General features: G+C 36.2%; 14 protein-coding genes. All 14 read right to left on the bottom strand.

Annotated features, from left to right (window positions below):
• Nucleotides 1–14: 14 nt before the first annotated feature.
• Entirely contained in the window at nucleotides 15–962 is a 948-nt protein-coding gene (gene spoIIIAA / locus CS063_RS02440; protein WP_099448124.1) for a stage III sporulation protein AA, read from the bottom strand.
• Between the two features lie 127 nt (nucleotides 963–1,089).
• Nucleotides 1,090–2,814, bottom strand: a complete 1,725-nt coding sequence (locus CS063_RS02435; RefSeq protein ID WP_099448123.1) for an LTA synthase family protein — start codon at nucleotides 2,812–2,814, stop codon at nucleotides 1,090–1,092.
• 72 nt (nucleotides 2,815–2,886) lie between these two features.
• Nucleotides 2,887–3,444, bottom strand: coding sequence for an elongation factor P (gene efp, locus CS063_RS02430; protein WP_099448122.1), 558 nt, complete (start codon nucleotides 3,442–3,444; stop codon nucleotides 2,887–2,889).
• Between the two features lie 73 nt (nucleotides 3,445–3,517).
• Nucleotides 3,518–4,600, bottom strand: coding sequence for a M24 family metallopeptidase (locus CS063_RS02425; RefSeq protein WP_099448121.1), 1,083 nt, complete (start codon nucleotides 4,598–4,600; stop codon nucleotides 3,518–3,520).
• Complete coding sequence (gene aroQ, locus CS063_RS02420; protein ID WP_099448120.1) at nucleotides 4,590–5,057, bottom strand: type II 3-dehydroquinate dehydratase; 468 nt, start codon at nucleotides 5,055–5,057, stop codon at nucleotides 4,590–4,592. The genes CS063_RS02425 and aroQ overlap by 11 nt, the downstream gene beginning before the upstream one ends.
• Nucleotides 5,038–5,553 carry a shikimate kinase gene (locus tag CS063_RS02415; protein WP_099448119.1) on the bottom strand — a complete coding sequence of 172 codons (516 nt, stop codon included), beginning with the start codon at nucleotides 5,551–5,553 and terminating at the stop codon, nucleotides 5,038–5,040. Before CS063_RS02415 ends, aroQ begins: the two co-directional genes overlap by 20 nt.
• A 12-nt stretch (nucleotides 5,554–5,565) precedes the next feature.
• On the bottom strand, nucleotides 5,566–6,024 hold the full coding sequence (locus CS063_RS02410; RefSeq protein ID WP_099448118.1) for a pilus assembly FimT family protein: 459 nt from the start codon (nucleotides 6,022–6,024) through the stop codon (nucleotides 5,566–5,568).
• Complete coding sequence (aroE, locus tag CS063_RS02405; RefSeq protein WP_099448117.1) at nucleotides 5,976–6,845, bottom strand: shikimate dehydrogenase; 870 nt, start codon at nucleotides 6,843–6,845, stop codon at nucleotides 5,976–5,978. Before aroE ends, CS063_RS02410 begins: the two co-directional genes overlap by 49 nt.
• Nucleotides 6,814–7,323, bottom strand: coding sequence for a YqeG family HAD IIIA-type phosphatase (locus CS063_RS02400; protein ID WP_099448116.1), 510 nt, complete (start codon nucleotides 7,321–7,323; stop codon nucleotides 6,814–6,816). The genes aroE and CS063_RS02400 overlap by 32 nt, the downstream gene beginning before the upstream one ends.
• 84 nt (nucleotides 7,324–7,407) lie before the next feature.
• Nucleotides 7,408–8,706, bottom strand: a complete 1,299-nt coding sequence (locus CS063_RS02395) for a hypothetical protein (protein ID WP_099448115.1) — start codon at nucleotides 8,704–8,706, stop codon at nucleotides 7,408–7,410.
• A gap of 14 nt (nucleotides 8,707–8,720) precedes the next feature.
• Entirely contained in the window at nucleotides 8,721–11,645 is a 2,925-nt protein-coding gene (locus CS063_RS02390; protein WP_099448114.1) for a hypothetical protein, read from the bottom strand.
• A gap of 10 nt (nucleotides 11,646–11,655) precedes the next feature.
• Complete coding sequence (locus CS063_RS02385) at nucleotides 11,656–12,792, bottom strand: type IV pilus modification PilV family protein (protein WP_099448113.1); 1,137 nt, start codon at nucleotides 12,790–12,792, stop codon at nucleotides 11,656–11,658.
• Nucleotides 12,793–12,813: 21 nt separating this feature from the next.
• Entirely contained in the window at nucleotides 12,814–13,971 is a 1,158-nt protein-coding gene (locus CS063_RS02380) for a hypothetical protein (protein WP_099448112.1), read from the bottom strand.
• Nucleotides 13,971–14,618, bottom strand: coding sequence for a hypothetical protein (locus CS063_RS02375; protein WP_099448111.1), 648 nt, complete (start codon nucleotides 14,616–14,618; stop codon nucleotides 13,971–13,973). The genes CS063_RS02380 and CS063_RS02375 overlap by 1 nt, the downstream gene beginning before the upstream one ends.
• Nucleotides 14,619–14,632: the final 14 nt, after the last annotated feature.

Below are 14,632 nucleotides of genomic sequence, written 5' to 3'. Positions count from 1 at the left end.
CTTTCTTCCTCCTTTTAGCCTCCTGATAAATGAGTATAAGTCCTTCCTTCTAGAATGCCTTCTATTGTACAAGGTCCTTGCCTATTGGATAAAAGGATAATTCTCTCAAATAAACCTTCTCCTAATAATTCCTTTAATAATGGTCTATGCTTACAATCCTCTATATTCTTACCATGAACGGTGCTTATAATAGAAACCCCTGCACTTAGTACTTCTTGCAAGGCCAATAAATCACCTTCTTTTCCAATTTCATCTACCGCAATCACCTCGGGTGACATTGCCCTTAAAAGCATTTTCATGCCTTCTATTTTAGGGCAACCATCTAATACATCTGTTCGCATCCCTACATCATTTTGAGGAATACCTTGGTAACACCCTGCAATCTCAGATCGTTCATCTACAACACCTACACGATAAGGACCATAGCCACTATAGCCTTCGCTTAAGTATCTTACTATATCTCGCAGTAAAGTTGTTTTCCCACATTTAGGTGGTGATACAATTAATGTGTGATAAACCTTCTCACGGCTGACTAAATAGGGCATTACTCTTTTACTACAGCCAATAATTTGATGTGCTATACGAATATTTATACTATTTATATACTTCATTGTTTTGATTTGCATATTTTCTACTACCATTTTGCCACTCAGTCCGATGCGGTGCCCACCTCGAATCGTCACATAGCCTTGCCTGATTTCATCTTCCAATGCATAAAGTGAAAAGCCACTTAAATATTTTAGTAAACCTTCAATATCCTGTCCTATGACTTGGTAGCTGTATTTGACTTCACATTTCCCTTGAAGATTAATTCCCAGTTCTTGATTATTGACTCTAAGTAAAACGGGTTGTCCGACTCGCAACCTTATTTCTTGTAACCATTTATAATCCTCTTCCTCTAGCCTTAAAAACATCTCGCGTAGAGGAGAGGGCATAATACTTATGATTTCTTCCTTTAACATATATTTCCTCCTCTGTAAACATGAACTGCTTGTATCATTAATTCAATATATGCCAAAAAAGAAAAGGCTAGAACAGAAAAAATGGACAAAAAAAAAGACCACTAGTTCTCCTAGTAGTCTCTCTTCCTTATGGTGCTCCTCTTTGTAAATCTTGTATCTCATAGGTCACTTTTCCTTTGTTTATCCTACATTCTCCAATCAGCATATCATATGCAATCAAATCCAATTCTTTAAAATAATCTCCATCTTTTGCTAAGCTATTATGAGCTGCTTGCAAGGTTCCTCCTTGTATCCCCAGTAGGTTTAGTACTTCTGTATATAAACGATAAGAGGTCGTATCTTTTGGCATGTTACCTTGAAGCACATAATTACTCATAACAAAGTAAGGTACTTTGTTTTTTACATAAGTAGAATCCATGGTGAGTGCCTCCAAAGCAGGAATATGATCTCCATACACAACTAAAACGGTTGGCTCCACCGATGCCCTTAGATCATGCATCAATTTACCTAGCATCGCATCAGTCTCATGTAAACGGTCAATGTAGTCTTGTACTTGGCAAATAGCTTCAGTTGAAGCTGTTCCTCCTACTTTGATTACAGAAGAAGGGCTGTTGTACTGAGTATCATAACTTGAATGCGTTCCTACTGTTACTGTATAAATAAAGTCCCTTTCCCTTGTTCCTTTAAGTGTTTTTTGAATATAAGTTCTTAAGACTTCATCCTTGGGCCAATTTTTACTATAAGTAACACCTGTCATATCTTCTAAAGCAATAAAACGTTTAAAACCAAGTAAACCATATATTTTATCTCGGCTATAAAAGCTTCCTTCATTATTATGTATAGCTGTTGTGCTATACTCTTTTCTCTTTAAAAGATGAGCAATAGACTCAATTACTCTTCCATCTAACACATCACTGGTATAAGGTACCTGATATTCAAAGAAATCTTTTATACGAATGCCTGTTAATATTTCAAACTCAGTACGTGCTGTATTCACATCTGGTACTTCCATTAGACCACTCCACTGTGTTTCTAAATAAGGGCGCATATAAGGGATAGGGTCTTCACTATAAGTTATTCCTTTTAAACTATACGGGTCAATGAAGGACTCTACCTGAACAAATAAAATATTAGGATTCTTATTTCCCAAATCCTTTATGGGTTGATTACTTAATTTCTCTCGAATAGCATCTATAACTTGAGGGGTATAAGTCTCTGCAATTTCATCCTTATTTCCTTTATAAGAGGTTATAAATGCATAAAGTGTTCCTTCTTCACTACTTGTTACCTCTTGTTTTTCATCTACTATCTCACTTACTTTATTTTGCCTATGTGCCTCTGAAATAATAAGGATGTTGATACTTGTCATAATAAATAAAAACAACATTCCTCTTTTAGTATAATACTCAACCAATCGTATTTTATAGGAATAATAAAGTAGCAAAACCCCCAATATAAGTAAACCTATCATCATACCAATAAGTGAGGGAGATACATATTTGTCTGCAATGGATAACCCTTCTTTTGCAATAAAAAAATCTCCCCAAGTTAAAGGAAGTCCCCTTACTATTAATAAGATACGACTGGCATGGGCCACACCCATAAGGAAAACAGCTATTAAATTAAATACAAAGGGCATCTTATTAAAAAAGAGAGCGGGAGAGGTTAAGATAAGCAAAACAATGTAATTCATCAGGAATACATCACTATGCACAATAAGATAAATAAGACGTTCTATCCCATTTAATGTCCCAATCATCTCAACAGTTAAACATAAGAGCAAGTTAAAAATAAGCCATAACCCCACATTTTTTAAAAGGGGCAACTGTAATTCTCTTTCTTTTTGTTTCATATTCTTCTCCCCTCAGCTCAAAATGGAATGAAAAAGACTGCTACTTAATGTAACAGCCTTTCCTATTTATCCTTATGCTCTACCTGTATATTCTCCAGTACGTGTATCAATACGGATGACTTCACCTTGTTCAATGAATAAAGGTACCATTACTTTAGCCCCTGTCTCTACAATCGCTGGTTTTGTAGCACCTTGAGCGGTATCACCTTTAAAACCTGGTTCTGTTTCAACGATTTGAAGCTCTACACTAAGTGGTGCTTCAATATCAAATACAGTTCCTTCATGAGAGATAACTTTTACCATTTCATTCTCTTTAACAAATTTCAAATTATCTCCTACTGCATCTGCATTAACTGCAATTTGATCATAGGTATTAACATCCATAAAGTGGAAAAGTTCACCATCTGAATAAAGATATTGCATATCTTTACGGTCTATATGTGCTTTTGGCACTTTTTCAGTAGGACGGAAGGTTCTTTCTACCACGCCACCTGTTTTTATATTTTTAATTTTACAACGCACGAACGCTGCACCTTTACCTGGCTTTACATGTTGGAATTCAATAATTTGGTATAAGCTACCTTCAAATTCGATAGTAACACCATTTCTAAAATCGCCTGCTGAAATCATTCTATTTCCTCCTAATTATCTTTTCTTCATATAGTGTAAACTACATTTTTCAATTTTTCAACGATTTTTTTTGTTACTTAATGACAATTAGCTCTTTAGGTGAGTGGGTAAGATTTAAAATACCTGTCTCAGTCACTACTACAACATCTTCAATGCGCACACCTCCAAAGTCAGGAATATAGATTCCCGGTTCTACAGTCATACACATTCCCACTTCAATAGTTGCCTCCTCAAGTGGTGAAAATCGAGGATTTTCATGGATATCAAGACCTAAAGAATGACCTAAACCATGTCCAAAATAAGTATCATATCCCGCTTTTGCAATAATATCACGTGCAATTTGATCCACTTCTTTACCTTTCATACCTGGCTGAATAACTTCTAGAGCCTTATGTTGTGCCTCTAATACCGTGTTATAAATTGCTACTTGCTTTTGATTTGCTTCTCCTATCACAACGGTACGTGTCATATCAGAACAATAGCCTTCATAAATACAGCCAAAATCCATTACAACAAAATCCCCCTTTTTAAATGTACAGTTACTTGGCTGAGCATGTGGAAGAGAAGATTTTACACCTGTTGCTACAATGGAATCAAAAGAGGTACCCGTAGCACCATTTTTACGCATAACACGTTCGATTTCAAGAGCTACATCATTTTCTGTAATGCCTTGATGGTATCCCTCTTTAAGAAATTCTATAATATGAGAAAAAGCTAAATCACCAATGCTTTCTGCTTTAGCAATTTTTTTGATTTCCTCATTATCTTTAATTTTTCTAAAATCTTCAATGACTTTTTGAGTAGGAATAAAAGTAAATGACTTCTGCTCAGCAAAAGTTAAATAGGTCGCATAACTGACATGTTCACTTTCAAAGCCTAATACCTTTATGCCTTCTTCACTTGCATATTTTAAAGCTGTTTTAAGTAAACCGAGATTACCTTGACTAATAATTTCATAGTCTGGGCACTCTTTAGCAGCTTGTTCTAAATAGCGAAAATCAGTAATGAGTATTTGTCTCTTAGAGGTAATATAGAGCATGGCACTGGAACCTGAAAACCCACTCATATACCGTCTATTGGTACGACTATCAATAAGCATAGCCTCTATCTTTAGTTCTTCCATCTTGCAAAGTAATTTTTGAATTCTAGTTTTCATTTTCTGTCTCCTCACTTTTTTGCTTCTCTAAATAATACAGCATGGCATCTAAGGCAATGCGATAGCTTTCCATTCCAAAGCCTTCAATAACTCCGATACAAGAAGACGCCGTTACCGAATGCTTTCTAAACTCCTCTCGATTATGTATATGAGAAATATGCACCTCTATTGTTGGAATAGAAATACTTTTAATAGCATCACTAAGGGCATAACTATAATGGGTATAGGCACCTGGATTGATAATAATGCCCTCTACCTTCTCATAATAGCAACTCTGCAGATAATCAATGAGTGCTCCTTCTGAATTAGATTGAAAAAACTGCACATCTATTTGTCTTTCACAACTATAGTTTTTTATTTTTTTCTCTAAATCATTCAGAGAACTGTTTCCATATATGTGAGGTTCCCTGATACCTAAAAAATTCAAATTGGGTCCATTAATGACAACTATTTTCATTTGTTTCCTCCATTGCTTTTATAATTTCTTCAACAACCCTTTGGGGTGTTTTACCTTCACACCATACTTTATGAGCTGCAATATCCTCATAAAGAGGAAGTCGCAGCTCATAAAGAGTCTCTAGCTTCTCCCTATTGCTTGCCAAAGGTCTTGACGGATCTGCTAATACACGTTCATATAAAGTTTTTCCTTCCCACGCGAGATAAAATGTCTCCTCTTCTTTTAGTAAAAACCTATTTTCCTCCTGCATGACTATACCGCCACCTGTTGAAATAACTACCTTATTCCATTTTTTACTTTCTCTTAAAAGTAAAGTTTCTAATTTTCTAAAATAAGCTTCTCCATAGGTATCGAAGATCTGAGCAATTTCGCATCCTTGCCTTTTCACTAAAAGTGTATCCAAATCTACCCATGCATATCCTAATTTTGTAGCCAAATGCTGTCCAATAACAGACTTTCCGCACCCCATAAAGCCAACTAAATAAATACGTCTCATCCTATCTCCCCTTTAATATTTGTACGGCTCTTTGTAAAGCGTCAACTTTCCAGAAGCTACACGAATTGTAAAGGTTGCCTTTTCTTTAAGTCCACGGTGAACTAGTACAATACTCCCTGCACAAGAACGGCTACTCCCATTAAACGTACCTCTTTGTAACGTTGTTTCATCTGGTAGCATTTCCACCTTCCTACTCATAGGGAAGCGATAGAAACTCACTCCACCCTTAAGTATAAAGATGTCTCTACTTCCACAGTATAACGTATAACTTGTCCCTGTCAAAGTCGCCATTTGCTGTGCACTTAAAATGCCTGTTTGCACCTCTTTTAAATACGCCTCAAATCGTGCACGTTCAAGTTGCTTAACCCCTCCTAATAGAGCTCCTATTAAAAAACTACTTAAAAAGAGTACAAGTACTGTTTCTATAAGTGTAAATCCTGTATCATTTGTTTTTTGATTTGCTGGTTCCATTCTTCTTTGCAGGTTATGCCATGCATCCATTCAAAAGCCTTGACTGCCTGATAAAAAAGCATTCCAAATCCATTTTCACAAAGACAACCTTTGGCTTTAGCTACTTTTAAAAAGGCTGTTTCTTTAGGCGCATAAATAAGGTCTACCGCCACACCTGCATGTTTTAAGACTTGTTCCGTACAAGTGGGCATTTGCCCTTCATAAATTCCCATCCCAATACCGGTTGTTTGAATCACCATGTCAAAATGTGTTTCACAAGGTGTATCCATTTCATAAAGAAAGGTAGGCACTTCGTAATAAGCTTCCATATGGCTTTTTAACTTTTCAAGATTCGCTCGTGTCCGATTAAATAAATGGATAGAACTGGCCTCTTCGGCAACGGCCACGTAAGTGGCATAAGCTGCTCCTCCACTACCTATAATCGCCACATTTTTACCTTTCCATTCAATCCCCCGTTCTTTTAAGGCCATAAAAAGACCTACTGCATCGGTATTATAACCTATATACCCTCCTTCTTCATAAACAAGGGTATTAATAGCCCCTACCCGCTCAGCAGAAACATCTACTTTATGTACATATTTAAAAAGCTCTTGCTTATGGGGCATGGTGGCATTTAAACCCTTTATCCCTAAAGCATGAGCCCCTTTAATGGCCTCACCTAGTTTTTCTTTTTTCACAGGATAAGGTACATAAATACTTGGTAAATGATAAGCAAAAGCTAGAGCATTATGTATCCTTGGTGACAAAGTGTGGGTAATAGGATCACCTATTACCCCACATACTGCATATTTACCTGTTATGCTTTGCACGTTGTTTTTCATAATGTTTAATCACCCTTTTTTCTAATCCACGTTTGATTTTGGTTATCCACTCATCTTTATCACTGACTGGCACAACCAAAATAGTCTCTATACCAGCACTATTGCCACCATAGACATCTGTAAATATTTGATCTCCTACAATGAGAGCCTCTTCTTTACTGCAGTCCATAAGCTCTAATGCCTTTTTAAAGCTTTTAGTAAAAGGTTTTTGAGATTTATGGAGTGCAAATACTTTTAGGTTTTGGTTAAAACGTGTTACTCTGTCTTCTGTATTATTAGAAACCAGTGTAATCTTAATACCTGCTTGTCTTATCTTTTCAAAAAAAGCAATAATAGACTGTGGAGGTTCTGCTACGTCATACGGAACAAGGGTATTATCAATATCAAAGATAATACCCTTTTTCCCTCTCTTTTTTAATTCATCAATGTCTATCTCATAAATAGATGGTAAATATTCTGTTGGAAAAAATTTATTCATCACCAAACGCCTCGTTATTTAGTTTATTTAAAGTATATGTTGTAGTATACACTATTTTTTATACATTGGCTATATGAGGCTTTTCTATTCAAGGGTTATTTCTTCACCTTGTATGACTTTTCCGTAATCTTCTTCTGAAAGTTCACTTCTTTTCACATAATAAATGTATTCGATTTTTCCTTGTTCCATCCCTACATAGTACTCAAAAAGGTAGTACAATTGGTTATCATCTATGTCTACTCCTTTAGCAGGGATAAACACACGAAAGCGCGGTTGCTTTTTCGTTCCATAAATACTTGGCTTCACTACAAGTTGCTCCCTATCAACCGCTATGCTTTTTAAATTATCCTTATAAGGGTTAATCACTCCATTGAAAGCATCTTTACTTTGTTTTTTTGGAATTAATACCTCTTTACTTAAATCCAATTGATTCCACCATACATCCTTTAAAGCTACATCATGGGTTGAAAGAAGTTCACTATAGTACGTATAAAATTCTTTAGGCTGACTAAAGAGTTTCGTAAATACCTTTTTAATCATTTCTAACTCCTTACTAGAAGCTTGCTCATTATAGGCAATCCGTTTTACATGTTTAGTATTGGTAGCTAGTTGCCTTTTTTTCTCATTTACATTAATGGGTGACCCTTCTTTAATACTTTCTACCTTTAAACTCTCACCTTGTTCAACCTTCACCCAATAATATTCTATAAGTTTAATTGCATCCTCTGTATCTTCTGGCGTTTCTTGCAAATAATAAAATGATTCTTCTAAACCACCTCTATCCTCTTTATCTGAATGAAAGGTATTTTCACCCTGAGTAGGCTCCTTGTTTTGTACATAATAACCCTTGCTTTCATCCCAGCGATAGTTACTATTTGCTGCAGCTAAGTTTTCAACACTATGCTCCGTTGTTACAGCTACTTTATAAAGAATAGAGTCTTCTACGAAGCGTGTTGCTAAAATTTCTACCTGCTCTACCTTTGCAGGCCCATAAGTAACATATCCATTAATTGATAATTTTTTAGGTAAGTGAAAATCATAAGTACGATACGCCTCTTTCAACTTCTCCTTAGCAGATGAAGCGAGTTGTTCCCCTAATAAATTTTTAAGCTTCTCACGATACAGCCTAAAGTATTCTTCATAGTCCTCATCCCCTAATTGTGGCTGCACATTCATGAGTAACATTCCCTCCTCTGATAAGGATAAATAGTTACTAAAAAAAGTTTGAAGCTGTTTTTCGTTTATCAATTCATCTTTTTCTTTCTTTTCAACTTCTATAGGTGCTAAATTGCTAAATGTTGGAAAGGGTGTACGCTGTACTGAGGTGCAGCCTACTAAAGATCCTAGACTCAGCATCATCACTATCCCTAATCTTCTTTTCATTTTTTCAACCTCCCTTACCCATTAATCTTTTTCATATTTTTAATTCGTACCCTAATTTTTTGCGTTTCTATTTCTAGGATTGAATGAGCTGAAAGCTTCACCCGTCCTGTCGTATAAATAATGGGATCCAATATAGGTATTTGACTCCTATCATAGGGTCCTAATATTTCACTCATTATAGCTTTAGAGGTGCTACTTTGAAAGTCTTTAAACTGTGTAATCTTTAGGGCGTCTAAGACTTGATGATACCTCTTTTTATCCTTCGCCTTTACCTGTAATAAAATATCTGGATTATGCCTGATGTGTACTTTTGTATCCTGTCCGATTACAGAAAGTCCTACCGCTTTTCCTTCCATACGCTCTTGTGCATGATGCTGCTCTCCACCATCAACAATCAAACTGCCTTCAATATTTATATTGGGAGCAGCAGAGGTTCCCCTTATCTCAACACTGCCCTTACTAATAATAATGCCTCTAAAAGTTGATTTCATTTGGTCACTGGTGTATAAAGTTAAAGGATTACTGCTAGTTGTACTTGTATTGATAAGAATAGTAGGGCAAGGGGTTGCTATGCCACTTACCTCTCCTTCCTTTATCTCCTCTATGTAATACTTGCTAATATCAACAGCTCCTCCTTCTATATATTCAATAGGTGTATCATAACTCCAACTTCTTAACGTATTAAACCATGTGTTTCCAAATGCAAAGCCCCTTATTACATCATCAAAGTTTAATACAGGTATTTCTTCTTTAACTCCTAGTGTATTTGCTCCATAAAAAATACTTTTTTTGGAATTCATATATCCCCTTAATCCTAGATTGTTCGCTGTGGTTATATCTTTAAAATATTTGAAGTACATGTCCTGTTGATTGGAACTATAAAGTGAAGGGTCTCCTGTATAATACAGTATATCTTGATTAAAATAGGCTGCATTACTATAACCCTCCTTTTTAGTTGTTAAATTACTTAGTGTAAGTGCTCCTAGAGCACCTGCCGGACCATAGTCTCCTAAATAAAATACCCCTCTCGCCTGATCTTTGTTTGCTATTCTAACGTTGGGGGGCGTAATTGTTTCGGGTGTTCCATCACTCCATGTTGCTCCTCCAAACAAACCAGATATCTTGCCTGTATTGGGGGCATAAATCCTATTTTTATCTCCTATCCATATTTTATTTTGCTTAATTTCTGCTCCTAATAGCGAATCATTTAAATATATATTTTTTCCTTCAATCTTAAGTCCTGCAAGATCATAGAAAAAACGAACATCCTTAAAAGGCTCTCCAATACTCTCCCACAAGTGATAGTAGTTACCATCACCAAAGTCAATAAAGGGTTGTCCATTTACGTACATACCTGTTGCTTGTATCATTGTTGAACCGGTAGTATTGTCCCCACCTTCATTAAACACACCACTGGAGGCATTAGGATCCTTCATTTCAAGAGGTATTAACGTTTCAGTTGGTGGTGTACCTGATACAGCCATTACAGCATAAGTTGTTGTATCTCCATCTGAAATACCAAAGATAGCTCCATCTACCTTAATATTACTTTGGCTAGTTATATACCTCGTAATACGTACATCATTTTCTACAAAGATATTTCCTCCTACTTTGATTTCATGCCCTTTCCCTTTTCTCTCTTCCTGGTGAGGCATAGAATTATAACCACCTTGTGCATCATCACAAATAGCTACAGTATTGGCAATTATATCACCTACTACATCAAGTTTCCCTCTATAGGCTGTATTGTATCGACTCACATCTGCATCATTTGCTGCCCACCCTTGCGTCACAATCACATTGCCTTCGCAATAGATACTCCCCGAATTAGAAGTGTAATGGGAGCTAGTCGTGGGCTGGCTTATAGCACTGCTACTAGCTAAAAGCCTCTGGCTATTGGACATAACCACCCTGTTCTTATTTGACAAGTAAGATGTTTCTGGACGCGAAAAGATAGCTGCCCCATCTTTTTTAACCGTTAAACTCCCACCATTACTTACAACCAATCCTCCTGTAGAAGTAATAGGAGGTACAACCAAATCAATTGCATAGTCTGACCCTACTAATATCCCCTGACGCGTTGTCGTTTTACCTCCTTGAGTTCCTTTGACTCGTATATCACCCTCCACAACAAGTTCGGCACCACTGGTAACCACCATATCTCCAAAGCAAGTTATGGCACTATCTAGTATTTCTGGTGGATTATACAGCCAGTTATACGCTTCACTAAGAATATTATTCAGCTTGGAAGGAATATCTAATTCCATTCTTCCCTCCACCTTTTTGATATCTTTGACTTTGCTACCCTCCATCACCTTTGCAGTAGCTGTAATAAGAAAACGTGGCTTATCTGTATATTCCTTTTCAGTAGGATTATCTATCTTAGTAATATCGTAGGTTGCATCTGGATTAAAAGCTATTTCAATTTTTGTGTCTAAATTGTGTTGCCCATCTCCTTTAAGCTCATAGTTCATGGTTTTGCCACTATAATGTGTGGCTATAAAATGATAAAGCTCTTTCTTAATGAAGCGACTTAAAGCTTCTTGCTCAATATAAAAACCATCGCTTCCATAACGTAGCCCATTGGTATAATAGAGATTACTCTCTGCATCTACTAAATCTGCAGCTTTGCTACGTACCTGACTTAAACTTGTTACCTCTGTTAAATAGGTGTCTCTTACCCTTTCTGCTATCTCTGGTAGCTTAGCTTGTAAAGCCTTGTTAATAATGTCTGCTCCTTTTTCTACTCCTGACTGAGCTAAATAATACGTATTACTGGTATTACGTTGTAAATAAGCTAGATTCCACTGCATACCTGAAATATTAGCAAGACCTGCCATGATTACAACAAGTACAAGGAGTAAAATAGTGGTAATCAGCATAGCTTCACCCTTTTGATTGATTTTTAAGTTATTTAGGCTATTATGTGACTGCTGCATACTTTCCTCCTTACTCCCTTTCATTAGGTTCATAGGTTAATAAATCCATCATTGTTTTAACAATTTTTCCACTTTCCCCCATAACCGGCTTTTTATCTCTCACTACAATACCAATCAAGTAACTCCTATTTGTATGAGTGACTATTACTTTTTCTAAAGTAGTCTTTCCTATTAACTCTTTATCCTCTATAAGAATATGTAACATCTCATCTAATTTATCCCATTCATCCTTTCGCCCTATTAACTTAATCCATAAAGGTGCTTTACTAGCATTTTCTATTTCGAGGCAAGTTGCTTTAATCTGCATATCTTCATAGCTACTAATAAGACGTGTATCAATCAGCATCAGATTGGGTTCTACTCTACCAGGTATGCTCGTATTTAGTTTAATTTTATAACCGATTTGACCACTACTGGTTTTTAAGTTCATAGGTGTAATGATTAGATTCTGATACGTTAGGCCCATCTTTAAAATTTTAGGACTAGCACTTGTCTCCTTTTCTAAGCGAAGTGTCACCATTCCATTAATCTTTGATAATGGGTTTCCATCAAAGTCTGTAGCACTTAAGTAAAGCTTTTCTCCGAAAAGTTGTTGCCCACTTAAAAGAGGATCCAACTTAGGTAGCTTTTTTTTATCTTCCGTACTGTAATGAAAAGCTAGAGCCGCATCTGTTGTAGAAGTATGTAGTTTAAAGGCGGGTTCACTCCCTACCGATGCCATCTCAATAACTGCTCCTCCCGGATAATTCTCTAAAGGCCAGATAGCAACCTCATATTCATAACGATTGATGTCATAGGTTGTCTCTACATAGGTGGAAGGTTTACTTCTAAAAAAGTCACTTAACCAGTGAATCTCATACTTATTTCCTATGCCTGGATCAAGATAATAGGCATAGGTTGCACCAGTATTCCCTGTTGTTTCTAACAGGTAAGCATCCTTTAAATCCACTCTTAACTGTTCCTTAACCTCTTCCATAAGCCGTTCGGTAGTAAAGGTGATTTGTGTTAAATCAACTCCCTCTTCTCTCATCCGAGTTGAAGAAACAAAGGAAGCAGATAAAGGTAAAACCATCATGGACACAATGACAAGGCAAACAATTATTTCTAAATAAGACATTCCCTCTATCTTTTTTGTGTACTTTAGCATGCTTCACTCCCCTACTTCCTCTTAAATCCGTTTTACCTTTCCTTTTACTTCACCAGGCTTTACCATTTCATCATACTCATTATAAATGGTTATTAAATCCAAGTTAGAACCTTTACACTGTACTTCTATCATTTGATTGGTATAATTACGAATAAATATTTGAACCGTTGGCATTACTTCCTTAATACGTGCAATATTGGAATCCACAATTAATTTTAAGTCCTCTAGGCTATATTGCACACTATTTTGTTGAACTTTCCCCTCCTCATCTTCCAAGCTCACATCATACCCATCTTCTCTTAAGGTTAAAGTAACATAAACATTTGCTCCTGAACGTAAGCCTGTAAAACTGCGTTGCAAGGGGGCTGGTCCTGAAAAGGTAAAATTTTCACCCGCTACCAAGGTATCCCATAGATTCAAATAAAAATCATTCATTTGAGGCTGTGGTTTTGTTAAGTGAGGCTGTGCTACCGTATCGCTGTTAACCTCTATCTCCTCTTGTTGACTCATTCCTTTACTATTTTCTATACCTTTACTCACATGACTCGTTCCTATTATATAAGGTATATACGTTTCTTCTTGACCTTCGCCTTTTAAACAAAAAGTAGAAAGAACAATTTTAGCTTGAATAACTTCACCTATTTGACTGCCATACTCCTCCCCATTCTCTGCCTCTTCTTGTGGTGCAGTGGTCATCTCAAAAGATGAAATATTAATAAGCTGATTAGAGTGGCGTAAGTTAAGCAGGAACTCCTTTGTTGCAGTATAAGTTGAAATATAGGTGAGTTGGTATTGATTTTCAATGATATGTGCTTTTTCATCTTCATGAAGTATTTGACCTAATTGTTCTACTTGCAAATCTTTAAAGCCATTGGCTGCCATTAATCCGCGAAATTCAATAAGCTCTTGAATATCTGAAGAGACGGTTGGCAACATACTGGTTATCCCATTTGTTTGAGAATGAACTTGTCTAAGTTCCTCTTCAAATTCGCTTATTTCACTTAAGTTCTTCTCCTGTACCATGATTTCTGTTTGTTTTAAAAGACTTTCTTGCTGAATATTAAGTATTTGATTAATCGTTTGACTGCGTACATTCATCATATAATACATTTGAAGGGATAACACTAAAATAACCAACGCTAAAAACCCTATATTTTGAGGTGATTTTAAAGTTTGCATTACTCCTCACCTCCTGCTTCTGTTTGCATCGCTTCATTCATGGTTAGCATTCCCTCTTCATTTGTTTCAGTTGCTTCTGCTGCATTTGCTTCATCTGATAATGGCACTGGAAACTGTAATTCAATATGATACCTATACCGCTCCTCTTCTTCTGACAAAGAATACACTATACTCGCTTCTCCATAGGTGCTTTCAAGTAAAACAAGATAACTACTAAACGGTTCTTCACTTTCACTTTCCCCTTCTATTTTGACACTCTGTGTATCTAGAAGACTAAGGCTACTTATCTTCATACCTAAAGGAAGCCTTGCGCTTATCCCATCTAAAAGCTCTGTACTTACAAAACTCTTTTCTTTCAGCTGATTATATTTTTGAGACCAAAATTCCAAATCCTGCTTAGCTTCATTTAACTCTGCTATTTTTTTATTAACTACTACATATTTGGGGTCTGTTTTCATATATTCTAATTCATTTAATACAGCTTGCTCATATTTTTTATCTAGATAAGGGGAAACAACAGCTGTGCCCATAAAAACTATTGTCTCTATAATTAATAGCCCTAAAACAAGTCGTTTAAGCCGTTTAATTTGCTGTGCTTGTATGTATTCTTTAGGTATGAGATTAATCTCTTTCCTTTTTGCCCCCATGTCTTCTCCCCTTT

It is taken from the genome of Sporanaerobium hydrogeniformans, assembly GCF_002735925.1.
GTDB lineage: Bacteria > Bacillota > Clostridia > Lachnospirales > Cellulosilyticaceae > Sporanaerobium > Sporanaerobium hydrogeniformans.
The sequence above is the reverse complement of the archived record's forward strand: the minus strand, read 5'-3'. Positions and strand labels throughout refer to the sequence as shown.